Annotated in this window: 22 protein-coding genes; 5 read left to right on the top strand and 17 right to left on the bottom strand. The window is 65.9% G+C overall.

Translation table 11 applies throughout. The annotated features are described in order from the left end of the window. Positions 1-50: 50 nt before the first annotated feature. Together L5876_RS12965 and L5876_RS12960 are read right to left on the bottom strand one after the other, a co-directional pair. Positions 51-497, bottom strand: a complete 447-nt coding sequence (locus tag L5876_RS12965; protein ID WP_236956782.1) for a hypothetical protein — start codon at positions 495-497, stop codon at positions 51-53. A 73-nt stretch (positions 498-570) separates the two neighbouring features. After that, positions 571-2,673, bottom strand: coding sequence for a TonB-dependent receptor domain-containing protein (locus tag L5876_RS12960; RefSeq protein ID WP_236956781.1), 2,103 nt, complete (start codon positions 2,671-2,673; stop codon positions 571-573). 154 nt (positions 2,674-2,827) lie between these two features. On the opposite strand from L5876_RS12960, the gene L5876_RS12955 reads away from it, so the two are divergent. Then, positions 2,828-3,865, top strand: a complete 1,038-nt coding sequence (locus tag L5876_RS12955) for a DUF6607 family protein (protein ID WP_236956780.1) — start codon at positions 2,828-2,830, stop codon at positions 3,863-3,865. 483 nt (positions 3,866-4,348) lie between these two features. Here L5876_RS12955 and L5876_RS12950 read toward each other — a convergent pair whose 3' ends face one another. From L5876_RS12950 to L5876_RS12885, 14 genes are all read right to left on the bottom strand, one after another. Next, positions 4,349-4,795, bottom strand: a complete 447-nt coding sequence (locus L5876_RS12950) for a hypothetical protein (RefSeq protein WP_236956779.1) — start codon at positions 4,793-4,795, stop codon at positions 4,349-4,351. Continuing rightward, positions 4,792-5,109 carry a hypothetical protein gene (locus L5876_RS12945; RefSeq protein WP_236956778.1) on the bottom strand — a complete coding sequence of 106 codons (318 nt, stop codon included), beginning with the start codon at positions 5,107-5,109 and terminating at the stop codon, positions 4,792-4,794. Before L5876_RS12945 ends, L5876_RS12950 begins: the two co-directional genes overlap by 4 nt. An 11-nt stretch (positions 5,110-5,120) precedes the next feature. Beyond that, the gene (locus tag L5876_RS12940; protein ID WP_236956777.1) at positions 5,121-5,924 is read right to left on the bottom strand and encodes an AAA family ATPase; all 804 of its coding nucleotides are present in this window, start codon (positions 5,922-5,924) and stop codon (positions 5,121-5,123) included. Beyond that, positions 5,924-6,910, bottom strand: a complete 987-nt coding sequence (locus L5876_RS12935; protein ID WP_236956776.1) for a flagellar biosynthesis-like protein (FlhF) — start codon at positions 6,908-6,910, stop codon at positions 5,924-5,926. Before L5876_RS12935 ends, L5876_RS12940 begins: the two co-directional genes overlap by 1 nt. A gap of 12 nt (positions 6,911-6,922) precedes the next feature. After that, the gene (flhA, locus tag L5876_RS12930) at positions 6,923-8,971 is read right to left on the bottom strand and encodes a flagellar biosynthesis protein FlhA (RefSeq protein ID WP_370469069.1); all 2,049 of its coding nucleotides are present in this window, start codon (positions 8,969-8,971) and stop codon (positions 6,923-6,925) included. A gap of 71 nt (positions 8,972-9,042) precedes the next feature. Then, on the bottom strand, positions 9,043-10,410 hold the full coding sequence (locus L5876_RS12925; protein ID WP_236956774.1) for a sigma-54-dependent Fis family transcriptional regulator: 1,368 nt from the start codon (positions 10,408-10,410) through the stop codon (positions 9,043-9,045). A gap of 38 nt (positions 10,411-10,448) precedes the next feature. Then, positions 10,449-10,823, bottom strand: a complete 375-nt coding sequence (fliN, locus tag L5876_RS12920) for a flagellar motor switch protein FliN (RefSeq protein WP_236956773.1) — start codon at positions 10,821-10,823, stop codon at positions 10,449-10,451. Positions 10,824-10,834: 11 nt separating this feature from the next. Next, positions 10,835-11,500 (bottom strand): FliH/SctL family protein, encoded by a 666-nt coding sequence (locus tag L5876_RS12915; RefSeq protein ID WP_236956772.1) that lies wholly within the window; start codon positions 11,498-11,500, stop codon positions 10,835-10,837. Positions 11,501-11,514: 14 nt separating this feature from the next. Next, entirely contained in the window at positions 11,515-12,543 is a 1,029-nt protein-coding gene (gene fliG, locus L5876_RS12910) for a flagellar motor switch protein FliG (protein WP_236956771.1), read from the bottom strand. A gap of 2 nt (positions 12,544-12,545) precedes the next feature. Further along, entirely contained in the window at positions 12,546-14,189 is a 1,644-nt protein-coding gene (fliF, locus tag L5876_RS12905) for a flagellar basal-body MS-ring/collar protein FliF (protein ID WP_336886698.1), read from the bottom strand. A gap of 203 nt (positions 14,190-14,392) precedes the next feature. Continuing rightward, on the bottom strand, positions 14,393-14,662 hold the full coding sequence (locus L5876_RS12900) for a DUF1153 domain-containing protein (RefSeq protein ID WP_039712063.1): 270 nt from the start codon (positions 14,660-14,662) through the stop codon (positions 14,393-14,395). Positions 14,663-14,849: 187 nt separating this feature from the next. Beyond that, the gene (locus tag L5876_RS12895) at positions 14,850-16,238 is read right to left on the bottom strand and encodes a flagellar hook protein FlgE (protein WP_236956769.1); all 1,389 of its coding nucleotides are present in this window, start codon (positions 16,236-16,238) and stop codon (positions 14,850-14,852) included. A gap of 109 nt (positions 16,239-16,347) precedes the next feature. After that, complete coding sequence (locus L5876_RS12890; RefSeq protein WP_236956768.1) at positions 16,348-17,013, bottom strand: flagellar hook assembly protein FlgD; 666 nt, start codon at positions 17,011-17,013, stop codon at positions 16,348-16,350. Between the two features lie 10 nt (positions 17,014-17,023). Further along, entirely contained in the window at positions 17,024-18,808 is a 1,785-nt protein-coding gene (locus L5876_RS12885) for a flagellar hook-length control protein FliK (protein WP_236956767.1), read from the bottom strand. 431 nt (positions 18,809-19,239) lie between these two features. Here L5876_RS12885 and flgK point away from each other — a divergent pair, with 431 nt between their 5' ends. The 4 genes from flgK to mnmA all read left to right on the top strand — a co-directional run bounded on the left by flgK (position 19,240) and on the right by mnmA (position 24,219). Further along, positions 19,240-21,378 carry a flagellar hook-associated protein FlgK gene (flgK, locus tag L5876_RS12880; RefSeq protein WP_236956766.1) on the top strand — a complete coding sequence of 713 codons (2,139 nt, stop codon included), beginning with the start codon at positions 19,240-19,242 and terminating at the stop codon, positions 21,376-21,378. A gap of 11 nt (positions 21,379-21,389) precedes the next feature. After that, positions 21,390-22,304 carry a flagellin gene (locus L5876_RS12875; RefSeq protein WP_236956765.1) on the top strand — a complete coding sequence of 305 codons (915 nt, stop codon included), beginning with the start codon at positions 21,390-21,392 and terminating at the stop codon, positions 22,302-22,304. 329 nt (positions 22,305-22,633) lie between these two features. After that, positions 22,634-22,945, top strand: a complete 312-nt coding sequence (locus tag L5876_RS12870) for a hypothetical protein (RefSeq protein WP_236956764.1) — start codon at positions 22,634-22,636, stop codon at positions 22,943-22,945. A gap of 89 nt (positions 22,946-23,034) precedes the next feature. Beyond that, the gene (gene mnmA / locus L5876_RS12865; protein ID WP_236956763.1) at positions 23,035-24,219 is read left to right on the top strand and encodes a tRNA 2-thiouridine(34) synthase MnmA; all 1,185 of its coding nucleotides are present in this window, start codon (positions 23,035-23,037) and stop codon (positions 24,217-24,219) included. A 114-nt stretch (positions 24,220-24,333) separates the two neighbouring features. On the opposite strand, the gene L5876_RS12860 is transcribed toward mnmA, so the two are convergent. Beyond that, the gene (locus L5876_RS12860) at positions 24,334-24,561 is read right to left on the bottom strand and encodes a type II CAAX prenyl endopeptidase Rce1 family protein (RefSeq protein ID WP_236956762.1); all 228 of its coding nucleotides are present in this window, start codon (positions 24,559-24,561) and stop codon (positions 24,334-24,336) included. Between the last annotated feature and the right edge of the window lie 129 nt (positions 24,562-24,690).

Genomic DNA, 24,690 nt, shown 5'->3' with positions numbered 1-24,690 from the left:
CACGCCTGTCCCCGCAAAGGCGGGGAAAGGGCGAGGGGACGCATTGCCGCCTACTGGCTGAAGAAGGCCTCGAACAGCGGTGCGGCGGCTTCGCCGTAATAAAGGGCCTCCGGTATGTCGCGGCGAACCGCTGCGCGTGCACCGAAGAAGGCGGCGAAAACCGGGGCCTCCCGGTCGGGCGCACCGTACAAGGCTTCGAACTCCCCCTGAAGCGCGTCGAGTTCATCGACCTCGACCAGCACCCACACATGCACGAGCGCGCCGTCGGCGAAAACGAACTCCGCGAGCCGGCTCCCGCCGAAATATTCGAAGCCTTCACAATCGACCTGGACGTGGCTCGTTGCCGCCAGCGGCATTTCCGCCGGGTCGAGTTCGCGCACGGTGTGGCTGGAGCACATCGTGCTGAAGTCATGCGCGTCCTGTCCGGCGCCGAAATGGAAGCTGGCGGGCGTTTCGACGGATGTCAGGAGCAGGGCGGCAAGGATCGAGGAGAGCATCAGTCAGGACCTTTGTTTGTTAATTTTCAAGGTCCAGATGCGTGCCGCTCCCCGATCAGATGCAGATTGACTGCTACCAGTTCTGCGACCAGCTGAGATCGACACGGAAACCGCGCCCTGCCTCGCTCGCGCCGGCGACGGTGCGCGAATAGTCTTCATCGAACACGTTATCGACCCCCGCCGAAACCGCGAGGCCGCGGTCCACGAATGGCCGCCAGCGGCCATAGAGGTCGACCACGGTATAGCCCTCGCGCTCAAGCGCCGGGTCGTTCGTCTTGTCGAAATCGCCGGCGAACTCGGCGCGGGCCCCGAAAGTCAGGCGCGGCGCGTCAAACGTGTAGCGCCCGTCAACGAAGAGCCGGATCGGCGTCAGCGACCCGAGTGGTGCGCCGGTCGCATCATCCTCGCCATCGACATCGGACAGCGACGCGCTCAGTTCGAGCCCGCCGGAGGTGTAGTGCGCCTGCGCCTCGTAACCCGTCAGCGTCGCCGCCGCGATATTCGCCGAATTCGTCGTGCCGGCAGTACACGGCAGGAAGGGCGGCGCGAAACAGCTGCCCGGGAAGGCGAAATTGACCGACAGATTGATCAGATCCTCGGCCTGGGTCTCGTAGACGGAGGCCTTGAACTCAAGCCGGTCGCCCGGGCGGATCGAATCCCGCAGCGACAGGCCGAACCCGGCTTCGACCGTTTCGGTCGATTCCGGGCGCAGATTCGGATTGGCGACGAATTCGTTGGTGATGAAGACCGGCGCGCCCAGCGCCGGGTGGGGCAGGGAGAAGTGCGTCCCGTCGAGATAGAGTTCGTTCACCGAAGGCGCACGGAAGGCCTGCGCCCAGTTGGCGAACACCCGGAAGGTGTCGTTCGGGGCATAGGTCGCGCCGAAGCGGCCCGACACCTGATCGTCGGAATTGTCCGCTGCGAGGACCGACGCACTTTCGAACGAATCCCACCGGATTCCAGGCAGCAGGACGATCTCGCCCGGCAGGCCGAATGGCGCCGCGCCGGTCAGCTCCAGTTGCGTGAACAGACCCTGGAAGGTTGATTGCGCGTCGGGCACCCCGCCGCGCGTACCCGTCGGATCGTCGCTGTCGAAGCCGGTCTGCTCGTCCTCATACATTTCACCCCCGACCGTCAGTCCCGCATCGAACCCGCCGAGCGTGAATGCGAAGCGCTGGTCGACGCGCAGACCCCGGCTGTCGAGCTGGCGATCGATGATGCGCCCGCTGACCGTCTCGCGCTCATGAACGCCCTGCTGGCCGGTATAGGCCACGATCTGCAGGTCCAGCCACGAGCCGGCCGGCGCGATGTCGGCGTTCAGCTGGACCGTGTCGCTGGTGACGTCCTTCTCGACCAGCGGGTTGAGCCCGCCGACCCCGGCATTGCCCTGACCATTGTTCGGCTCGGTCACGTCCGAGCGGAAAGTCTGCCAGCTCAGCTCGCCGCGCACGCCGGGCACGAGGTCGGCGCCGAGCTTGATCAGACCGGCGAGGCTCTCGTCATCGGCGGGCAGGTCGTTGCCGCTGCCGAGCGCGATGTCGCCGCTCTCGCGGCGGGTGAGATGGGCCAGCGCGTCGAACATCTCGCCGCGGCCATAGGCGGTCAGTCCTGCGCGAATCTCACCATCGACCGACCGGTGGCCGGCGGCCGCGCCCATGCCGAAGTTTTCACCGGCGGAGAGCAGGTCATCGGGATCCGCCGTGCGCAGAGCGATCACACCGCCCGCTGCACCCGAACCGTAGAGCGCCGAGGCAGGGCCACGCACCGCTTCCACGCCCGACAGGATCATCGGGTCGACATAGACGACGCCGTCATGGGCGGAGTTGAAATTCTGCCGCGCGCCATCGAGCAACAGGGTGACATTCTCGCGGCTGAGCCCCCGCATCGACAGTGTCTGGCCGGTGCGGCGCGGACCGCCGGCGACTTCCACGCCCGGCAGTTCCTGAAGCAGGTCGTCGAGCGAGGCCGGGGCCGTCAGCTCGATCGTCTCCGCGTCGATCGCCGAGGCCATGCCGGGGTAGTCGAAGGCCGGGATTTCGGTGCGCGTCGCGGTGATGACCAGAACTTCGGGCGTTTCCACGCCCGTTTCCTCGTCAGTGGTCTGTGCCATGGCCGGTCCGGCCATCATCAGGGCCAGAAGGCTCACCCCTCCGGCGAGCGTCGAATTGTGATACATGATGTCCCCCGATTGCAAATCGTTCTTAATTGCGGTCGGCTACCCATACCCCCTTGCAATTTGCGACTGCAAGTGAGAATCGTTATTAAAATGCAGTTCGGGTCGTGCTAGGCGGTCCGGCATCTGGACGACTGGGCTGATGGAGGGCCGTCACATGCGCGTATTTCTGATTTCGGCGTCGGTGGTTTTGCTGGCGGGGTGTGCGACCGGGCAGGGCTATGTCTCGGGCGGCGCGGGCAGCGGCACGATGAATGCGCTGCCGCAGCATTCCGAGGCCGAGTTCGAGCGCGACCGCGACGCCATCCTCGCCATGACCGGCGAATACGACGTGACCTTCGATTTCCGCGAGACCGTGCCGCTGCGCGAGGGCTATGAGCTCGCCGAGCCGAAGCGGACCGGTGCCTGGGAAGTGGTCCGCGTGATCGAGGATCGCGGCGACTTCATCTCGCTGCAGCACTTCCTCCTCGTCGGCGACGATGAAGACAACCCGATGGTGATCAAGCACTGGCGCCAGGACTGGGAATACGAACCCGCCCGCATCATGGATTATGACGGCCATGACGACTGGCACATGATCGACCTGACCGAGGCGGAGGCTGCCGGCGCATGGTCGCAGAGCGTCTATCAGGTCGATGACAGCCCGCGCTATGCCGCGGTCGCCCGCTGGACTCATGAGAACGGCATCTCCACCTGGGAGCCGCACGCCTCGAACCGTCCCCTGCCGCGCCGCGACGACACGACGCGCAGCGACTATCACGCCATTCAGGCGGTGAACCGCCACGTCATCACGCCCTGGGGCTGGGTGCATGAGCAGGACAACACCAAGATCGTGATCGACGAGACGGGCGAGCATCCGCTGGTCCGCGAGGTCGGCGTGAACACCTATGTCCGGACCGACCTGCCGCGCGACGACGCAGCCGACGAATACTGGGCCGCGACGGCGGACTACTGGACCCATGTCCGGGCCTTCTGGGACACTCTCGAAGCCACCGCCGACACCTTCCACGTCGCCGACGATGCCGAGGGCACGCTGCTCTACGGTCCGATGCTGTCGGCCTCGATGCGCATCGCTTTCGGCGCGGCCGACACGGATGAGGCCTGGGAAGAGGCCGAAGCGCTGCTCGCCTCCCAGGTCGCCATCGATGGCGAACCGGTGACCACCGACTTCATCGAGATGGCCGCGGCGGAGTAGGAATGGTGTTTGACGTTTCCCGGACGGCGAAGCCGATCCGGGATCCAGTCTGGTCCCCGGTCTTCGCTGACGCGAAACCGGGGAGCGTCGGTTCGCTTGCTGTATCGTCATCCCGACGAAAGTCGGGAACCGGAAACTTGGCGCGATATTCGGGTCCCCATTTACATGGAGAACCCATCAACATCTCGATTGACGTTTCCCGGACGGCGAAGCCGGTCCGGGATCCAGATTGGACCCCGGTCTTCGCTACGCGAAACCGGGGAGCGTCGGTTCGCTTGCTGTATCGTCATCCCGACGAAAGTCGGGATCCAGAACGACCGATACTCTGGATTCCGGCTTGCGCCGGAATGACATCATCGTCTCAATCAATCACGACTGCCCCGGATTTACCTGTCCCCGCGAAGGCGGGGATTCCGGAGCCTACCTTCGGCGCGGCCCATCCACCCACGGTAGGTCGCGGCACTAGGCCGGGACAAATTTGCTCTAGGGCGTGATGACGCAGCGATACTGGACCGGTGTCGGGCCGTCGCTTGTCGCAGCCGTCAGGCTGCGTTCGGAGATAAGCGGATTTCTCGTATCGAGTATGACGTAGCCAAGCTGCTGAAGATCATCGCGCACGTACAGGCGGAGCGGCGTCTCGTCCGCAATCGGACATCCCGTCAGTCGAGACATCCGGATGCCCAGCTCCGCGACGCCTGACGGATCGGGGGCGACGCCCTCCGCCTCCCAAGCGACGTGGTGGCAGCCGCCAGCGGAGAGAGTGATCATTTCCCCGGTTGCGAGTTCAATGGAATAGCGGACGGCCTCAGGGTCCCGGCTGACAATCCTTGCGCCCGCCAGTTCGGTGAGGTGCTCGGGATAACCGGGCTCAACCGTGCAATCGGGCGCAGTCGACTGCACCAACACCGCAACGAGCGCTGCGGTAATCACCGCCAGTTCCGCTTCTTCAGGAAGAACAGCCCGTAGATCACCGCGAAATAGATCGCGATGCGCGCCAGCACGACGAGGCCGCCGCGATCATCAAGCCGCGCCAGCATCAGGTCGAAGGCGAAGTCGGCCGGGCTGCCCGTCGCCCATCTCCAGAAGAAGGGCGAGATCATATCCATGACAAAGGCGAAGGTGACCGCGCCGACGAGCTGGCCCGAGCGGCGCATGATCAGGGCCGCGACGATCGACCAGAGCATGATCAGCCACCAGTCGAAGCCGGTAAATCCGTCGGATAACCGTTCGAAAATCCTGTCCATGGAACCAGAGTTTAGGCTGCTTCGCGGCCCTGCGCGAGATGCCCGACGAGCTTTTCGACGTCGCGGAAGGCCTCGCAATTCGGGTGGCGCTGGACGAGCGGCATCTGCGCCCGGATCGCGTCCGGGATCGCCATGTCATGCGCGATCGTACCGGCCAGTTGCGGCGTGAACCCGAGGAAGCTCTCGCACGTCTTGCGGAAGGCGCCATAGGCCGACAGCGCGGCCTCTTTCGACGGCGCATTGTTGACCACGACCAGCGGCGCGGCGCTGTCATCGCGGCGGCGCAGCGTCTTCACGAAGGCATAGGCGTCGGTCAGCGAGGTCGGCTCGTCATTGATCACGATGATCACGTCGTCCGCCGCCATGGCGAGACGCAGCGTGGAATGATCCGCTCCTGCGGCCAGGTCGAGAATCGCCCGGTCGTAATAGAGCGACAGCGCGGCAATCCCGGCCGCCAGCCTTCCGACGGCTTCGACCTTGAGGTCGGCCAGCGCGCCGGACCCGGAGCGGCCGGAAATCACGTCGAACCCGCCCGCGCGGATGGCACCGCCCATCACGCGTTGAACCGCGTCTTCCAGCAGGACTTCCCCGGCCAGCACCGCGGCCAGATCGGCATCGGGCTGCAGGCCCAGCTGAACGTCGATATTCGCCATGCCGAGATCGCCGTCGATCAGGAGCGTCTGCTCGCCCTTGAGCGAGAACGCCCCGGCGAGCGCGGAGGCGAGCGCGGTCTTGCCGACCCCGCCCTTGCCGGACGCGATCGCGAGCATGCGCCCCGCCGGTCCGGTGGAAGACGTCTTGACCGGAATCTTCATCAGGCCTCTCCCTCTTCCGCATTCGCGGGCAGGTCGCGTTCGTCGAGCAGGGTGCGCGCCAGCCTCAGCGGCGTCGCCGGCGCGAGGCCGGAGCCAATATAGGGGCTGGCGGAAATCTGGGCGTAGGCGAGCCCGGCCTCACCCGCAGCGACAACGGCCCCGAGCCGCCGCGCGCAATCGAGCTTGGTCAGGACCACCCGGTTCGCGCCGATGGCGGCGAACATCGCGGCAGCGTCTCCGGCATCTTCGGCCGATTGCCCGGCATCGACGACGGCCACGATTTCCGCGTCCGACGGTGCGGCGAAGGCGTGCAGCATGTCGAGATCGTCGACATCGAACGGGTTGGACGCCGGCGCGTCGATCAGGAGCGGCGCTTCGGCGTCATTGGCCAGCTGGGCCAGCTCTCGGGGATCGTCACAGGAGGCGAATTCGAGGCGCAGCTTTCCGGCGAGTTCCTGCAGCCGGGCTTCGGCCCCGGCGCGTTCCGGATCGGCGGAGACGAGAATGGGTTGCGCGCCCTCGGCCACGGCGCGCGCGGCCAGCTTGGCCAGGACGGAGGTCTTGCCCGCGCCCGGCGCACCCGCGATCAGGAGCGGGCGTTCGGCGACAGGCGGGCAGGGACGAAAGCGGTAGCGCGCCTCCAGCGCCGCGGCGAGGGCGGCGGTATCGCCCCGGTCCTCGAATTGCCGCGCGGCCTTGGCCAGCGCATCGGCGGCGCGCTGCGGCACGCCGTGGAAGGCGAGGATTTCCGCGAGGTGATTGTCGTCTTCAGGTGAGGGGCGGGCGCGGCGCTGGGTCTCGCTCTCGCGGCTGGCACGCAGGCGCGGGGCGTCCTTTACCTCGCCGAAGCGCGGCCCCTCGGCGGCGGCGCGGACCTCGATCCCGCCACCCGCCCGGTTGCCGGTCGAGATGATCACGGCGTCAGGGCCCAGATCCCGGCGCACCTGTGCCATCACGTCGGTCAGCGACGGTCCGGAGAAGGTCATCAGCCGCATCTTTTACACATGCCCCATCGTCTTCAGCCGCGCGGTCGGGTGGATCTCGTTCTGGCTCATCACCACGGTCTGCGGGCGGAAGCGCTCGACCAGCGAACGCACATAGGGGCGTGCCGTCGGGCTGGTCAGCAGCGCCGGGGTCTGTCCCTGTTCGGCGGCACGCTCGAAGGAGTCGCGCACCGAGCCGACGAATTCATGCAGCTTCGACGGGGCGAGGGCGAGCTGTCGCCGGTCCCCGTCGCCGACCATCGCCTCGGCGAAGGCCTGTTCCCATTGCGGCGACAGCGCCAGAACCGGGAGAAGACCGTCCGGCCCGCGATTGGCATGGCAGATCTGACGCGCAAGGCGGCCGCGGACATGCTCGGTGATCGCGTCGAGATTCTGCGTGTGCGAGCTGGCCTCCGCGATGCCTTCGAGGATGGACGGCAGATCGCGGATCGAGACGCGCTCCTTCAGGAGGTTCTGCAGGATGCGCTGGATGCCGGCGCGGGAAATCTGCGACGGCGTAATGTCGTCGACCAGCTTGCGGTGTTCCTTGCCCAGACCTTCGATCAGCTTTTCCATCTCGGCATAGGAGAGGAGGTCCGGCATGTGGTCGCGCAGCGCTTCGGTCATATGGGTGACCAGCACCGCGGCGGGGTCCACGACCGTATAGCCGCGGAAGGCCGCTTCCTCGCGGAGAGTCTCGTCGATCCAGGTCGCGGGCAGGCCGAAGGCCGGTTCCTTCACGTGATCGCCGGGCAGGTCGATCTGCATGCCTTGCGGATCCATGACGAGCAGCTGCTTCAGACGCACCTCGCCGCGTCCGGCCTCCATCTCCTTCACGCGCAGCACGTACTCGTTCGACCCAAGGCGCATGTTGTCGACGATGCGCACCGACGGCATGACGAAGCCGGTGTCCTGCGCCAGCGTCCGGCGCAGGGCGCGGATCTGGTCGGTCAGGCGGCGGCCTTCGACGTCGTTGATCAGCGGCAGCAGGGCATAACCCAGCTCGATCTTCAGCTCGTCGATCGCCAGCGTCTCGCCGATCGGTGCCTCTTCCGGCTCGGTCTTCATCGCCTCGCGTTCGGCGGCGACCTCGGCTTTCTTGGCGGTTTCCTTCTGCGCCCGCCAGGCGGTCCAGGCGAGCCCGCCTGCGCCTGCGGCCATGAAGGTGAAGGGGATGAGCGGCATGCCGGGCAGGAGGCCGATGATCAGGGCGCAACCCGCGACCATGCCAAGCACCTGCGGATTGGCACCGAGTTGCTTGGCGAGCGCCTTGTCGGCCTCGCCCTCGACGCCCGCCTTGGAGACAAGCAGGCCCGCCGCGACCGACACGATCAGAGCCGGGATCTGGGAGACGAGACCGTCGCCGATCGTCAGCGTCGAATAGGTGCTGGCCGCGTCGGCGAACGTCATGCCCGACTGGGCGATGCCGACGATCATCCCGGCGATCAGGTTGATCGCGGTGATCAGGATGCCGGCCACCGCGTCGCCGCGAACGAATTTCGAGGCACCGTCCATCGCGCCGAAGAAGTTGGATTCGCCTTCCAGCGACTTGCGCCGCTCGCGCGCCTCTTCCTCGGTGATCAGTCCGGCGGACAGATCGGCGTCGATCGCCATCTGCTTGCCGGGCATCGCGTCGAGGGTGAAGCGGGCGGCGACTTCCGCGATCCGGCCCGACCCCTTCGTGATGACGACGAAGTTCACGATGACGAGGATAACGAAAACGATGATGCCGATGACGACATTGCCCTGCATCACGAAGGCGCCAAACGCCTCGATGATCTCACCTGCCGCGTCCGTGCCCTCGGCGCCGTTCGACAGGATCAGGCGGGTCGAAGCGATGTTCAGCCCCAGGCGCAAGAGCGTCGTGATCAGCAGGACCGCCGGAAACGCGCTGAATTCCAGCGGTTTCTTGATGAAAAGCGCGGTCATCAGCACTAGGACGGACAGCGAGATCGAGATCGCGAGCGCCATGTCTAGCAGGACTCGCGGCATCGGCAGAATGAGCATCACGAGGATGCCCATGATGCCGATCGCAAGCGCGACATCCCCGCGCATGCCCTTCATCACGAAGGCGCGCAGGTCGAAACCCTGGCCCGAAACCGGGCTGGAGGAGGTCGTATCGGCCATTCAGTTTCTTAAGCGGCGCCGGCGCGCGTATCGCCCGGAGCCGGCACGGTGATGCCCTGCTCGGTGTAGAGCTTCAGCTTGTTTCTCAGTGTACGGATCGAAATGCCCAGAATGTTTGCGGCATGGGTCCGGTTGCCAAGGCAATGATCCAGCGTTTCGAGGATCAGGTCTTGTTCGACGTCCGCGACCGTGCGGCCGACCATGGTGCGCTGAGCCTCGTCGGCGGCCTGGGCCGCGCGATTGGCAACGCTGCCCGCCGGACCGCCGGAGAAGAGCGAGCCGTCCGGCATGCGGATGGCTTCCGGACCGATTTCGGTGCCGGACGCCAGCAGCACGGCGCGGTGCATCGTGTTTTCCAGTTCGCGGACGTTGCCGGGCCAGGGCCGGGCGGTCAGCGCACCGCGCGCGGCGTCGGAAATCGGCCGGTCGCCGATGCCGTTGGCGGCGGCGTACTTCTTCGCGAAATGCTCGGCCATGGCAACAATGTCGGCCGGGCGTTCCCGAAGTGGCGGCAGCGCCAGGTTCACGACATTCAGGCGGAAGAGCAGGTCTTCGCGGAATGTGCCCTCGGCGACGGCCTTGTTCAGGTCGCGGTTCGAGGTGGCGAGCACGCGGATATTGACTTTCACCGGCTGCGCGCCGCCGACCCTGTCGATCTCCCGTTCCTGCAGCGCGCGCAGCAGCTTGGCCTGCAGCCGCGCATCCATTTCGGAAATCTCGTCGAGCAGCAGCGTGCCGCCATCGGCCTCTTCGAACTTGCCGACCCGGCGCGCGACGGCGCCCGTGAACGCGCCCTTCTCGTGACCGAAGAGCTCTGACTCGAGGAGGTTTTCCGGGATCGCGGCACAGTTCACCGAGACGAAGGGTTTCGACGCGCGCTTCGACCGAGAATGGACGTAGCGGGCCATCACTTCCTTGCCCGAACCGCTCTCACCGGTGATGAGGACCGACGCGTCGGAGGCAGCGATACGGTCGGCCAGCTCGATGACCTGCTTCATCGCCGGGTCACGCGCGATCATCGGCCGTTCGTCGTCGGCGACGGCTTCGAGCACGGCAGCGATCAGTTCCGCGTCGGGCGGCAGCGGGATGAATTCCTTTGCGCCGGCCCGGATGGCGGCAGCGGCCGCTTCCGGTGTGATGTTCACGCCGCAGGCGACGACCGGAACGGTGATCCGCTCGGCCTCATTGGCGGCAATCAGCGCCTGGATGTCGAGCGCCGCGTCGACCATGAGCAGATCGGCGCCTCGCCCGGCGCGGAGGTGGGATGTGGCCTGGGCCACCGTGTCGACCTGCGCGACGCGCGCGCCGCGGTCGATGGCGATCTTGGTGGCCGTGTGGAGTTGTCCGCCGAGGCTTCCGACGATGAGCACTCGCATGGCTCAACCCTCCTTCTGTGTACGGATGGAGACGGTCATCAGTTGCTGTCTCCGTCCTTGATGATTTCCGTCATGGTCACCCCGAGACGTTCGTCCACGACGACGACTTCGCCGCGCGCGACCAGACGGTTGTTGACGTAGATGTCGATCGCTTCGCCCACCTTCCGGTCGAGCTCGACGACCGAACCGGCCTTGAGCTTCAGAAGCGAATGCACATCGAGTTGAACCTTGCCGAGCACGGCCGAGACGTTGACCGGGACATCGAAGACCGGTTCCAGATCGACTGCGGTCTTCTCGTCGTCATCGGCCAGCGTTTCGGCCAGACTGGCCGTCTGCGGCGCCGGGACGGGCGCGTTCCGCTCGGAGGCGTCACCGCTGAATTCCGGCAGATCGAGATCCTTGTCGTCGGCCATCGTGTCTCTCCTCACGCAGCGTGCGTGTCTGCTTCGCCGTCAGACGACGAAACATCGTCCGTGGCGGTGGATTCTTCCGGCCCGCGCTCAAGCCACTTCATGACGAGCGCGTCGAGCCGTTCGGCGATTTCCTCGTGCGACCGGGAAATGCTGCCGCGCCGCCATTCGAGGCGGCAGTCCGCTCCGGTCAGGCCGGCTTCGCCGCGCACCGTGACGGCCCCTTCGAACCCGCTCCGCTGCGCCACCTCGGCCAGCTTGTCCGACAACGGAGCTTCCAGCTCGGGCGCGCAATGAACGGACAGGCGCGGTTCGCCGCGCAACTCGCCCATGGCCTCGGCGGCCAGGGCGGCGACCGTATCTGCGGCGAAATTGTCCAGCGCCGCGCCGGCGATCTTGCTCGAGGCCGCGATAGCCAGCTTGGCAGCGTCGGCCCGCAGCGTTTCGCTCTCGCCGTGCAGACGGGTCAGGATCAGCTGCATCTGCGAGGCGATGGCCCGCATCGCATCGGCTTCGGTCTGGGCGGCGCGCGCGACCTGGCTCGATTCCCCTTCCGAGAAGGCAATCTTCTTGGCCTCGGCAACTTCTTCCTCGGTCAGGATTCGGCGCACGCGATCGCCATCGCGCAGCACTTCCCCGCTTTCGGAGAAGACCGTCGAGAAGGCGAATTTCTGCGTCATGGTGCGTTCCGTCCCTAGTAGATGAGTTCGTCGTCGCCGCCGCCGTCGGCGATCATGATTTCGCCCTTGGCAGCGAGGTCCTTGGCGGCCGCGACCATGGCCTGCTGCGCCTGGTCCACATCGCGCAGGCGCACCGGGCCCATCGCGGCCATGTCGTCCTTCATGATCTTCGCGGCGCGTTCCGACATGTTCGAGAAGAACAGGTCGCGCAGGGAATCCGAGGCCCCCTTCAGCGCCAGCGCCAGCTGGTCCTTGTCGACCGCGCGCAACAGCGTCTGGATGCTGCCCGGGTCGAGCTTCGACAGGTCTTCGAAGACAAACATCAGGGCACGGATCTTCTCCGCCGAATCGCGATTGCGTTCTTCAAGCGAAGCCAGGAAGCGGTTCTCGGTCTGTCGGTCGAAATTGTTGAAGATGTCGGCCATCATCTCGTGGCTGTCGCGCTTCGAGGTCCGCGCCAGGTTCGACATGAATTCGGTCCGCAGCGTTTCCTCGATCTTGTCGAGGATTTCCCGCTGGACCGGCTCCATACGGAGCATCCGCATCACCACTTCCAGCGCGAAGTCCTCGGGCAGGGCGGCCAGCACGCGCGCGGCGTGCTCGCCCTTCACCTTCGACAGCACCACGGCGACGGTCTGCGGGTACTCATTCTTGAGGTAGTTGGCGAGAACGACTTCGTTCACATTGCCCAGCTTGTCCCACATGGTCCGGCCGGCGGGACCGCGCAGCTCTTCCATGATGGTTTCGACCTTGCCCTCGGGCAGGAAGCCGTTGAGCAGGCGCTGGGTCGCCTCGAACGAGCCCATGACCGAACCGCCGGACGACATCTGCCCGGCGAAGTCCACGATCAGCTTCTCGACGACCTTCGAGGAGACATTGCCGAGATTGGACATGGCCGAGGAGACCTCGCGGATCTCTTCCTCGTCCATCATCTCCCAGAGCTTGTGCTCCTCGTCGCCGAGCGCGAGCAGGATCACCGCAGCCTTCTCCGGGCCGGAGAGGCGGTTGGGATCTTCGATCATGCGTTTCGGTTCGCGTGCCATGATCAGCCCTCATGCATCCAGGTGCGCAGGATGGACATGGATTCTTCCGGGTGCTGTTCGACGATGCCAGCGACCTTCTTCACGGACGACTTCTTCACCTGGCCGTCGATTTTCGCGATGTCGATGCCGGAATCGTATTCCTCGGGTGCAGGCAGGCTTCCGCCCGATGCCGCGGCCTGACCGGCGACCGCGCCTTGTTGCAAGGGACCGGCTACCGCCGCGCCAGCTTCCCCTGCACCGGCGCCTGCGACGGCGAGCTGCGGCGCGGATCCCGCGCCTTTCGCCAGCGGGCGGGCGACGAGGAAGATGACGAGGAGGGCGGTGATGAACATCACGGCGATCTCCGCCGCGCGCATCATGTCGTCCTTGGAAAAGGAGAAGCCGCCTGTCGCAGGCGTGCCGAGCGAAGGATCGGCGCGGGCGAACTGGACGTTGGTAACCTCGAGCGAGTCCTGACGGACCTCGTTGTTCACGAAGCCCATCGCCCCGCGCACCAATGCCTCGATGCGCTGCATCTCTTCCGGCGTGCGTTCGCGATAGGTGACCGTGCCGTCTTCGCCGGTCTCCCAGACGCCGTCGACGGCGACTGCGACGGACAGACGCTCGATCGCGCCGGCTTCGCGGACCTCGGTCCTTGTGGTGCGTGAATTCTCGTAATTCACCACGTCGCGCGAATTGGTCCGGGTGGAAGCGACACGCGGTTCGCTGCCATTGCCCTGCGCTTCTTCCGGTAGGTTTTCCGAGGCCGACACCGCGCCATCATTGCCTTCCGTGTCGAGCGATTCCTCCTCGGTCCGGTCACGCGACAGGATGACCTGGCCTTCCGGATCGAAGATTTCTCGGCTTTCGGTGATCGAAGTGCGGTCGAGGTCGGCGGAGACCTGCACCCGCGCCCCGCCCGCGCCGACCACACCTTCGACGATATTGAGGATCCGCTGACGCAATTGCTCTTCGACCTGTTCGCGGCGATCGTCGATCACTGCGGCTCCGGTTTCATCGCCCGGATTGGGACCGACGAAGTACCGGCCGGTTGTGTCGGCCACCGTCACCTGGCCCGGCTCGAGATTGGGCACGGCGCTCGCGACGATATTCCGGACGATGGACAGCTGGCGGTCATTCAGCTCGCCTCGGGCCTCGATCGTGATGACCGCGCTCGGCGGCGTTGATTCGCGTTCGAACAGGCGGCGTTCCGGCAGGACAAGGTGAACGCGCGCCGTGGCGACGCCCTCCAGAGACTGGATCGTGCGGGCCAGTTCGCCTTCAAGCGCGCGCTTGGCGTTGAGATTCTGCACGAAGCTGGTCGTGCCGAGTGCGTCGGAATTGTCGAAGATCTCGTAGCCGACCGAGCCGAAGCCGAGTGCGCCGCCGCTGGCAACGCGGACCCGGGCCTCGTCGACCTGGTCGCGCGGAACGTAGATCGAGCTGCCGCCATTGCGGAATTCGTATGGAATGCCGGCTTCATCGAGACGCTCGCTCGCCGCCGCCGCGTCGGAGGCGGACAGGCTGGAATAGAGCAGCGACTGGCTGCCGCCGCCAAGATTCGTCGAGAAGAAGACCAGCGCCATGGCCAGTCCGGCCGCCAATCCGAAGATGGCGATCAGCCGCATGGGGCCGATTGATCTCAATTGATCGAGAAGTCCGTTCACGCGCGATCCGCCCTGAAATCCGTCCCCGCCGGTCACGTCGAACCGGTCACTGGGCAGATTTTTCCCACCAGCCGCGTAAACGAGGGTTTAATTGCGGGAAATCGATTTCAGGTGAATGCACATGAAGACGGCGGCCGGGGGGTGGCCCGGGCCGCCGTCCGTGGACGCTGTGATCTCAGGGGAAGAGAGTCAGCGACGGGAAACTAGCGGTATTGCTGAACCCGCGTCGTGCGCAGCCCGGCCAGGCCATGCCGGTCGATGGCGCGTTGCCAGCCGAGGAATTCCTCGACGCTGAGGCGGTAGCGTTCGCAGGCATCCTCGAGCGACAGGAGACCGCCCCGCACCGCGGCAACAACTTCGGCCTTGCGGCGGATGACCCAGCGCTGCGTGGAGGGCGCTGGCAGGTCCGCCAGCGTCAGGGGACTGCCGTCCGGTCCAATGACAAAGTTTTCGCGGCGCAGACGCGTTTGCATGATACGAACCCCACACACCCTGGTTTTTGACGGTTTGTGTTTTTGTTGTTGGGGGCACCCTAACGCAGGGCTTTTAACAAACCCCTGAAATCCGTCGTAAATTTGCAATTAACGCTATCGCTAAAAATGAAAGGACCCCCGGTGATTGTGCCGGAGGTCCCCTCAACTCAATGCGGAATCAGCGGAATTACCGCTTCATGCGGATCGCTTCGTCCATCATCTCGTCAGCAGTCGTGATGATTTTCGACGATGCGGAATAGGCGCGCTGTGTTGTGATCAGCGAGGTGAACTCGGTCGCGAGGTCGACATTGGAGTTTTCCAGCGTCGAGGAGGCGATCGCACCCGAGCCGCCATTGCCCGGCGCGTTCAGCGTGAACGTGCCGCTGTCCGGCGTGATCGAATACGTGCCGCCCGATTCCGCGGCCAGGCCGTTCGGGTTCACGAAGGTCGCGACCGGGATCTGGTAGATCCGGCGGACGATACCATTGTCGAACTTGGCAAAGACAACGCCTTCGCCGTCGACTTCCACGCCCGAAAAGTCGCCGAAGACCGCGCCGTCGACCTGCGTCGAGAGCAGGACGGACGGACTGTCATACTGCGTCAGACCGCCCGGCTGGGTCGCCGAGCCGAGGAAGAGGTTGATCGACTGGGCGGCGATGCCTTCACCCGAAGCCCACTGGAACTGCGTCGCGCCAAGCGCCCCGGCATTGGCCGAGGCCAGGAAATCGAGCGTCGTCGGAAGGGTGGTGTTGGTCAGGTCGAGATCGCCATTGGCATCGAAGGCGACGATGCCGGTCGCGATCTGGCCGTCGACCAGGCCCGCTCCCGTGGTCACATCGCTGGCCGGTTCGACATGCAGTTCGGCATGCCACTGATTGGCGGTCGCACTCTTCAGAAGCGACAGCGTGATGGTGCGGGCACCGCCCTGGCTGTCATAGACCTGGATCGAACGCTGGAAGTCCGGCGTCACGGCACCGGACGCCATGTTCGTGGCCGATGTCCCGGCGGTATAGGTCGCCTCGTCGGCCGAAACCGTCTGGCTGGCCTGCAGATTGGCATTCACTGAGACATTCGACGTCTGCTCCGCCGCACCGCCAATCGCTGAGAGATTGATCGCCTCGAGCGAGTTGAGGTCGGACGGGTTGCGGGTGATCGACCCGTCTGCCCCGACCGGCCAGCCATAGAGGAACAGGCCGGCATCATTGCGCAGGAAGCCGTTGGCGTCCGCTTCGAAGCGGCCGGCGCGGCTGAAATAGACCGGGTCGGTCGTCGATGTCGTTTGCGAGGCGTTCCGGACCACGAAGAAGCCTTCGCCGGAAATGGCCAGATCGGTCGCCGAACTGCCCGGCGTCAGAAGGCCGCCACGCGAGATTTCGAGGCGATTGATCGAGGACACGCCGCCCGCGGCATAGCGCGAGGCTGCGCCCCGGCTTTCATAGAGCGGCGAGAACGTCGTCGCGGCGCGCTTGTAGCCCACCGTGTTGACGTTCGCGATGTTGTCGGAAATTGCAGCGAGCGCGCTGGAATTGGCCAGCAGGCCCGACGCACCGGCCCAGAGGGCGGAATTGATACTCATGACTTTGAGCTCCCCATTCGGTGAAAAGGAGCGTTCTGCTGTTGTTGAAACCCCACCGCCCGCGGATTCTGCGCGTGCCGTGCCGGACCTTGAATGGCCCGGTTCTTCGCTAGACTGCCGCACCCTCACGAAGGGCGCGAATGGATGAGAGCGGGACGCGAAGCTGTCCCATCTCGATGATGACTTCGGAGCCTGACAGGTCGACGCCGGTCACGCGGGCGGTCGAGCTGACGCTCGACGACATGGTTTCGCCTTCGGCGTCGAGCGCGTTGACCGTCAGCGTGTAGAGCCCGTCGTCCAGCGCATTGCCGCTGCCGTCCGTGCCGTCCCAGCTCAGCGTGTGGCGTCCCGGATCGGTCTCGCCTTCGAGGCGCGCCACGACGCGGCCCGTCGCATCGCGCACGACCAGCTCGGTCTGCGTTGACTGGTCCGGCAGGGTGTAGCTCCACTCCGCCTGGCCCTCGGTCAGCGCGGTCTGCGGAGAATCCACGGTCGCCATGCGGCCGAGGAAGCCGATCGAGGCCCCTTGCGCGGCGGCGGACTGGATCACCAGCAGCGATTCCAGATTCTGGTTCGAGGCGATCTGTTGCTCGACGCTGGAAAAGCTGACGAGCTGGTCCACGAACTGGGTCGAATCCAGTGGGCTCAGCGGGTCCTGATTCTTCATCTGCTCGGTGAGCAGGGTCAGGAACATCTCGAAATTCTCGGCGAGCCGGACCTGGGAATTCCCGTTCGCGGAGCCGAAAGCCTGGCCAACGGCGGACGTGTCAGTCATGTCGCGCTCCTCATATTCTCACATCGATGCCGGAGGCGCCGGACAGCGCAAACCCGTAAAGCCGGGTCAACGCACCGGCAGCAGGATCGGCAACGGCACCGCTCGGTGCGGCATCGGAATAAACGGCAAACCCGTCACCGGACGGGTCGAAAGTGTCGGCGGCATCCTCGCCGCCCTGCGAAAGTTCGAACTGCAGGCCATTCTCCGACAGATCGAGCCCGGCATCGGCCAGGGCGCGTTCCAGCTCGCGAGCCGAACGCTGCAGATCGGCCAACGTTTCCGGCCGCTCCGCGCTCAGCACCGCATGGACGCGGTTGTCATTGGAATTGACCTGAAGCTTGACCTCCACCCGGCCGAGTTCCGGGGGATCCATGCGGATCTCGAACTGGCGCTGTCCCTGGTGGAAACTGCGCGCGATGTGCGCGGCGAGACCCGGCGCGGCGTTGGCCGGCAGGCGCGGGCCTTGTGCGTTGTGGGACCGGAGTGCGGCATCGGCCGACCGGATGTCGGCCGCCTGACGCTGGAGGGTCAATTCGGTATCGAAATCGCCGTCGGGCAGGGGTGCCGGTTCGGCGGCGCGCGGCTGCTCGGCAGGGGCGGCGTTGCGCTCGATCGCATTGCGCGCAACATCACTGGCTTGCGATGGCAGGACCGGACGATCCGGACGCGCGGCCGGTTGGGTCTGCGGCTGGGCGCTGGTTTGCGCCTCGGGTGAGGCCGGCGCAACGCCCGGCTTCGCGGCAGCGGCATTCGCGCCGTTCGCGGCCGGTTTTTCGAGAATGGCGCGCGGACGACCCGTGTCCTGCGGTGCTGCAGCGGCAGCGGCGGCGGCCTGCTCCGGCGTGATCGCGGGTGTGGCATTCGCTGTCTGACCAGGAGCCGTCTGAGCCGCCGTGTTGGCATTCGTTGCGCCTGTGCCCGTGGCCGTGCCGGCGGCAGGACCATTTCCGGCCGGCTGCGCTGCCTGTTGCGGCTGGACGGCGGCCTTGCCGGATTCGCCAGCCTCCTTGGCGTTGGCGCTCGGCTTGCCGTCGGCGGCAGTGACGGGATCGGCCTGTGCGCCGGTCGAAGCGTTCGGTGCAAGCGTCCCCTGCTCGGCGGGAAGGCCGCCGCCGGTGCGCGCTGCCTGGCCACCTGGCTCAGGGGGCTGTCCGCCCGACACCGCCGGTTCGAGCGTCGCGGTCTGTTGCGGCGTGCCGCCACCGGTCGTGAAGTTTGGTCCGCCCGTCTCCGCAGGGAGGGGACCGCCCGTGGCGGGGGCAAGCGTGACGGTTTCTGTCGGCAGAGGACCGCCGGTCGCGGGGCCGGGCGTCACCGTTTCGGGGGCGAGACCACCGCCCGTCGAGGGCGCGAGATTGCCATTACCAAACGGCGTTCCGCCGCCGGTCATGTTCGGTTGACCCGCGACGACCTGCTCGGGGGGAGTGCCGCCTCCGGTCTGTGGCGGGATCGTGGAAATCTGTTCGGGCGGAAGCCCGCCACCGGTCTCCGGTGCCAGCACGCCGGTCTCGGCGGGCTGTCCGCCGCCATCGACGGGACGAGGCGGTTGCGAAGGGTCGGGGAAGGGCGTGTCGGGGCGCTGGCGCTGATTGCCGCGGCCGCCGGGAACGATGCCACGGTCGCGCGGATCGGTGATCGACTCGCGTGAGCGTGCGGGTTCGTTGCGCACGGGCTCATTGAGCAGAGCGTCGAAGCCGGTATCGCCCGCGCCGGCCTTGGCGTCGCGCCGATCGGGGCCGGAAGCGTTCGCTCCGCCCGTTGCGCGAAAATCCGGAATGTAAGCGTCCGCATGCATGGTGCGGTCACGTCCCTCTTGTCATCCACCGGTCTCAAGGCGCCAGGCACCCTGTCCCGGAACAAGTCTGGCAAGCGGCATGCCATATGGGGGAGGGATTCAAGTATATGAAAAGCAAAAGGAAAGTGAGTTTCTGTATCGGGGCGCTTCTTGCCGCCCCGGCAGATTCGACCCGGCACCGGCGGGCGATTCTGCCTAGCCGGACCCCTGTGCGACTCTGGCCCGCCGGTTGCGACACTCAGACGAGAAACCGCGTGCCCATGACGGGTGCGTATAAGCAAACGGGTCAGAAAAGTGGTTCAAAAAGAACAACTTGCTAGAGATCGGCGGTGCAGTGGTCACCCCTCGATCCCGCCCGTTTGCCCGGCAATTTCTGCCAGCATCCCGGCAGAATCCTCCACACATGCGCATAAGAACGGAGAGGACGCCCCATGTCGCTGAGTTCGATCATCGGCAATGCGCTGTCCGGACTTCAGGCCAGCCAGGTCGGCCTGCAGGTCTCCTCGAACAACGTCGCCAACGTCAACACGCCCGGCTACGCGCGGACCATCGCGACCTTCACCTCGCGCAATGTCGGCGGCCAGGCGATGGGCGTCGACGTGGCCGGTGTCCAGCGCGTGGCAGACCTCTACCTGCAGGCCGCCGCGCTGCGCGCCTCGGCCGATGCGGGCGCAGCCGACATTGCCTCGCAGGCGCTCGACCGTTTCCAGTCGCAGGTCGGCGGTCTCGACGACGAGGGATCGATCTTTTCGCGCCTGCACCGCGCCTTCAATTCGATCAACTCCGCCTCGGTTGAACCGGCCCTGACCGTCGCGCGCCTGTCGGCGGCCGCGGATCTTCAGAGCTTCTTCGACGAGGCCAAGCGCCTCTCCGGTGAATTGCGGTCACAGCGTCAGGAAGCCGAGACCCGTATCTCGGCCACCGTGTCGCGCATGAACGAGATCCTGAACGAGCTGCAGAAGCTGAACCGGGACGTGCAATCCCTCGCGGTGAACACGTCGGATACGACAGGAGCGGCGAACCGTCAGGCCGAACTGCTCGACGAATTGTCCACCTATGTCGATATCCGCACCCAGCCCCTGAGCGATGGCCGCATCGTCGTGCGCACCGGTGACGGTATCCCGCTGCTCGACAACGAAGCCGCCACGCTGCGCTACGCGCCCGCGGGCAATGGCGGATACGAAGCGAATTTCGCGCCAATCGAGATCGTCTCGAAGACCGGCGGCGCGAACATCGAGCTTGATTCCCACATCGCATCGGGTGAACTGCGCGGCCTGATCGACCTGCGCGACAGCGAACTGCCGGCCCTCGCCGAACAGCTCGCGGAACTCGTCGCCGGAGCCACGGATGCGCTGAACGCCGCGCACAACAATGCCTCCGCCGTGCCGCCGCCCGCCAGCCTGACGGGCCGCAATACCGGGCTTCTGGCCGGCGACGCGCACGGCTTCACCGGATCAACCACCTTGGCGGTGGTCGACACGACCGGCGCGCTGGTGAAGCGGATCGATATCGACTTCACCGCCGGCACCTATTCGGTCGACGGCGCAGCGGCGGCGGCCTTCTCGGGTGGCACGATCGGCGACGTCGTTTCCGACATCAACACGGCTCTGGGCGCCAACGGCTCGGCCAGCTTCATGGGTGGCCAGCTGACGATCTCCGCGACGGGCGGCGACGGCATTGCCACGCTGCAGGATCCCGCGACCCCGGCCAGCCGGGGCGGGCGCGGCTTCGCGCACTTCTTCGGCCTGAACGACATCGTCGATTCCGCCCGGCCGCAATTCTTCGAAACCGGGCTGTCGGCGGCGGACGCGCACGGCTTCACCGCCGGTCAGACCCTGTCCTTCAAGGTCATGGCCCCGGACGGCCGTACCGCGCAGAACGTGACGATCACGGTCGGCGGGACCAGCTTCAACGATCTGCTGACCTCGCTGAACAACCCCGTCACGGGGCTGGGCCGCTATGCAACCTTCTCGCTGGACGGCAATGGCCGCCTTGTGGAGACCCCGATCTCCGGATTCGCCAATTTCGATGTCGAACTGACCTCGGATTCCACGGCGCGTGGCGGGACGGGTCTCAGCTTCTCGCAGATGTTCGGTGTCGGCCTCGCGGCCAAGGCCAACCGCGCCGAGCTGGCCAATGTCCGCGACGCGGTGCGCAACGATTCCTCACGGTTGGCGCTGGCCCAGCTCGACATCACCGGCGCCAGCGCCGCGGGCGATCTCGTTCTGACCAATGGCGACGGGCGCGGCGGCGCAGCGCTGCAGCAGGCGCTGACCTCGACCCGGACCTTCCGCACGGCGGGCGGGTTTTCCGGCGGTACATCGACGTTGGAAAACTATGCGGCCCGGCTTGCCGGCGACATCGGTGCGCGTTCCGCTCGGGCGGAGCGCACGGCGCAGGGCGCGGAATCGCTGAAGCAGGTCGCCGCGGAAAAGCGCGCCAATGTCGAGGGCGTCAGCCTCGACGAGGAACTTGCGAACATGACGCTCTACCAGCAGTCCTACAACGCCTCCGCGCGTCTGCTTCAGGCCGCGAAGGAACTGACCGACACGCTGTTGTCGCTCGTTTGAGGAGATAGGCCATGACCCGCATCGCCACCTCTGCCGCCGCCCAGTCCGCGCTCGCCGACCTGATGCGCGCCCAGCGTTCCGTCTACGAGGCGCAGCAACAGATTGCGACCGGCAAGGTCGGCGACAATCTGCGCGGCGTCGGCCACCGCGCCGAGACTCTCTCGGCTGCTTATGGCGCCCAGCTTCGCGCCGGAGCATACGAGGAAGCCGCCAAGCGCACCGCCAACCGCCTTGAGGTCACGGATGCCGCCCTCGGCCTGTTGTCGGAATCGGCGACCGAGCTTCGCCTCGCCATGACGACGACCGACGGCACCTACATCATGGACCAGGTGCGCGAGGCCTTCGACAGCGCGCGCAATGCGCTGTCGACGCAATATGCCGGGGCCTACATCTTCGGCGGCACGCGCGCTGACGCCGACCCGATGACCGCCAATTCGCTCGCGGATCTGGTTGCCGCGCCGGCCGCCGGAGACGTGTTCCAGAATTCGGCACGCAAGAACACGGTCAAGCTGGATGACAATCTGACGGTCGAGACCGGCGTCCTCGCGAGCGATGTCGGGACCGAGCTGATGGCGTCCTTCAAGCGGATTGCCGAGTTCGATGCCGGCGTCGATGGCCCGTTCAATGGACCGCTGACGGCGAACCAGCAGGCCTTCATCCAGGCCGAGATGCAGAACATTCTCTCTGCCTTCGACCGGATCAACGACTATGTCGGCGCCAACGGCGCGATGCAGAACCGCGTCGAAGGCCTGGTCACCAGCCAGCAGAACAAGGCCGACTATCTCGATCGCCTGATCGGCTCGATCGAGGATGTCGACATGGCCGAGGCCGCCACGCGCTTCCAGCAGGCGCAAACGGCGGTCGACGTCTCGGCCCGCACCTTCGCCACCTTGAGCCAGGTCTCGCTGCTGCCGTTCCTGAGGTAGTTTTCCCGCTATCCGCGACGTTTCCCGGACGGCGAAGCCGGTCCGGGATCCAGAATTTTCACGTCAATTTTAGACCCCGGTCTTCGCTTCGCGAAACCGGGGAACGTTTCAATTGTTTTTCGTCACCCCGGCGGAAGCCGGGGTCCAGAACATCCGTTCCTCTGGATTCCGGCGTTCGCCGGAATGACGCTGAATATTGAAATTCATCATTCGCCCCGGATTCATTCCGGGGCCTACCTACGGTGCAAACCTGTCTCTGACGGTATGTCCCGGCACAAGGCCGGGACGGAGTTGCTTGTGCGAGCAACAACTTCGGATAGGGTTCCGTCATGCGCCCTGATCCAGACGAACAGCGCGAGATCGACGATTTCATTGCATCGGTGCCGGACGAATTCCGCGACGCCGACGCGCTCGATGGAGACGAGGTTTCAGAACCCTCTGGTTTCCAGATGCGCCTTCTCTGGGGTGCTTTCTTCTCTTCAGGCACCGCCTTCGTGTTTGGCGCAGTGTTTCTGATCGGGGGACTCTCGCTCGCAACAACGTTGATCGCCGTGTGCTGGATTGCGCTCGTCGCATTTGCAGTTGGATTTCTGTTACCGGGCAGAATTCTTGACTGGCGCTCATGGCGGTTCCCGATCTAACCCCGCCCTTCCATCGCACGCGCCGATCCTCTATATCGCCGCCTCCCATGAACGTTTGCTCCGGGCCTTGACCCCGGTGGAGGCGAGAGATGACCGATACGCTGACGCGCGCGGACACGCGTGCTGACACCCTGCTTCGAGACTTCGGCCTGGCGGATGATCCGCTCGGACTCGGCGGCGAACCGGCGAGCCACCGCGTCGTCGTGGCCATGTCCGGCGGCGTGGATTCCACCGTCACCGCCACCGCGCTGCACCGCGCCGGCTATGACGTCGTGGGCATCACGCTGCAGCTCTATGATCATGGCGAAATGATCAAGAAGAAGGGCGCGTGCTGCGCCGGGCAGGACATTTACGACGCCCGCCGCGCCGCCGAGGAAATGGGCTTCCCGCACTACGTGCTCGACTACGAGAACCGCTTCCGCGAAGCGGTGATGGAGGATTTTGCCGACACCTATCTGGGTGGCGCGACCCCCATCCCCTGCGTGCGCTGCAACCAGCGGGTCAAGTTCGCCGACCTCCTGCACCAGTCGCAGCAGCTGGGCGCCGCTGCCATGGCGACCGGGCACTACATCAAGCGCGTCGACGGGCCGAACGGCGCGGAGCTTCACCGCGCCGCCGATCCGGGCAAGGACCAGTCCTACTTCCTGTTCGCGACGACGCAGGACCAGCTCGACTTCCTGCGCTTCCCGCTCGGGCATCTGACGAAGGACCAGACGCGCCAGCTTGCCGAGGCCTTCGGCCTGGCCGTCGCCGACAAGCCGGACAGCCAGGACATCTGTTTCGTGCCGGACGGCAACTATGCCGCCATCGTGGAAAAGCTGCGCCCCGGCGCGGCGGAACCCGGCGACATCGTCCATGTCGACGGCACGGTCCTCGGCCAGCATGACGGCGTCATCCGCTACACGGTCGGTCAGCGCCGCGGTCTCGGGATTGCGGCGGGCGAGCCGCTCTACGTCGTGCGCCTCGACGCGCCGGGCCGCCGGGTCATCGTCGGCCCGCGCGAGGCGCTGGGCGTGAAGCGCATCCGCCTGCATGACGTGAACTGGATCGGCGACACGCCGCTGCATCAGCTTGAGGGCGAACCCGTCCTCGTGAAGGTCCGCTCCACCCGCCCGCCGGTTCCGGCTGCCCTGTCGGTCAATGACGGCAAGGTCGGCCTCGTCCTCGACGCGGAAGAGGAAGGCGTCGCACCGGGCCAGGCCGCGGTCTTCTATTCACCGGAGGATGGCGGCTCCCGCGTCCTCGGCGGCGGCTGGATTACCGGGACGGTTTGAACTCTCTTCCCCTCTCCCCTCGGGGGAGAGGGGGCAGGGGTGAGGGGTGACTCTCAAAAAAAACCCCTCATCCGGCCTTTCAGGCCACCTTCTCCCCCGAGGGGAGAAGGAAGATCACCCCGCCAGAAACGCCTTCCAGCCGAAGACCGTCAGCCAGTGGATCAGGACGGGCGGCCAGACAGAGCCGGACCGCTGCCAGCTGATCGTGCAGACGCCACCCAGCAGCGCCGCGATGGCGAGAAAGACCGGATCGAGGAATACCGGCTGCGCCATCGGCAGGCCGAGCCACACCTGAACCGGGTGCCAGGCGATGAAGGCGATGAGGCTGAACCCAACTCTCAACACGTCACCCCGGCGAAAGTGTTTCGTTTCGGACGATTGTTTTGATTCCCCAGCGATCGTTGCTGGGCTAGCCTATGTTGCGTTGAGACGGAGGGCTGGGTGATGCAGGTCCGGCTTCACGCGAATGCG

This window comes from Hyphobacterium sp. SN044 (assembly GCF_021864465.1).
Classification (GTDB): domain Bacteria; phylum Pseudomonadota; class Alphaproteobacteria; order Caulobacterales; family Maricaulaceae; genus Hyphobacterium.
The sequence above is the reverse complement of the archived record's forward strand: the minus strand, read 5'-3'. Positions and strand labels throughout refer to the sequence as shown.

Coding starts and splice junctions, on each gene's coding strand:
- flgK (WP_236956766.1), top strand. CDS start 19,240: ATGTCGCTGAGTTCGATCATCGGCAATGCGCTGTCCGGACTTCAGGCC.
- L5876_RS12870 (WP_236956764.1), top strand. CDS start 22,634: ATGCGCCCTGATCCAGACGAACAGCGCGAGATCGACGATTTCATTGCA.
- L5876_RS12890 (WP_236956768.1), bottom strand. CDS start 17,013: ATGACTGACACGTCCGCCGTTGGCCAGGCTTTCGGCTCCGCGAACGGG.
- mnmA (WP_236956763.1), top strand. CDS start 23,035: ATGACCGATACGCTGACGCGCGCGGACACGCGTGCTGACACCCTGCTT.
- L5876_RS12915 (WP_236956772.1), bottom strand. CDS start 11,500: ATGACGCAGAAATTCGCCTTCTCGACGGTCTTCTCCGAAAGCGGGGAA.
- L5876_RS12925 (WP_236956774.1), bottom strand. CDS start 10,410: ATGCGAGTGCTCATCGTCGGAAGCCTCGGCGGACAACTCCACACGGCC.
- L5876_RS12895 (WP_236956769.1), bottom strand. CDS start 16,238: ATGAGTATCAATTCCGCCCTCTGGGCCGGTGCGTCGGGCCTGCTGGCC.
- L5876_RS12960 (WP_236956781.1), bottom strand. CDS start 2,673: ATGTATCACAATTCGACGCTCGCCGGAGGGGTGAGCCTTCTGGCCCTG.
- flhA (WP_370469069.1), bottom strand. CDS start 8,971: ATGAAGGGCATGCGCGGGGATGTCGCGCTTGCGATCGGCATCATGGGC.
- fliN (WP_236956773.1), bottom strand. CDS start 10,823: ATGGCCGACGACAAGGATCTCGATCTGCCGGAATTCAGCGGTGACGCC.
- L5876_RS12875 (WP_236956765.1), top strand. CDS start 21,390: ATGACCCGCATCGCCACCTCTGCCGCCGCCCAGTCCGCGCTCGCCGAC.
- L5876_RS12935 (WP_236956776.1), bottom strand. CDS start 6,910: ATGACCTTCTCCGGACCGTCGCTGACCGACGTGATGGCACAGGTGCGC.
- L5876_RS12885 (WP_236956767.1), bottom strand. CDS start 18,808: ATGCATGCGGACGCTTACATTCCGGATTTTCGCGCAACGGGCGGAGCG.
- L5876_RS12945 (WP_236956778.1), bottom strand. CDS start 5,109: ATGGACAGGATTTTCGAACGGTTATCCGACGGATTTACCGGCTTCGAC.
- L5876_RS12965 (WP_236956782.1), bottom strand. CDS start 497: ATGCTCTCCTCGATCCTTGCCGCCCTGCTCCTGACATCCGTCGAAACG.
- L5876_RS12940 (WP_236956777.1), bottom strand. CDS start 5,924: ATGAAGATTCCGGTCAAGACGTCTTCCACCGGACCGGCGGGGCGCATG.
- fliG (WP_236956771.1), bottom strand. CDS start 12,543: ATGGCACGCGAACCGAAACGCATGATCGAAGATCCCAACCGCCTCTCC.
- L5876_RS12900 (WP_039712063.1), bottom strand. CDS start 14,662: ATGCAAACGCGTCTGCGCCGCGAAAACTTTGTCATTGGACCGGACGGC.
- L5876_RS12955 (WP_236956780.1), top strand. CDS start 2,828: ATGCGCGTATTTCTGATTTCGGCGTCGGTGGTTTTGCTGGCGGGGTGT.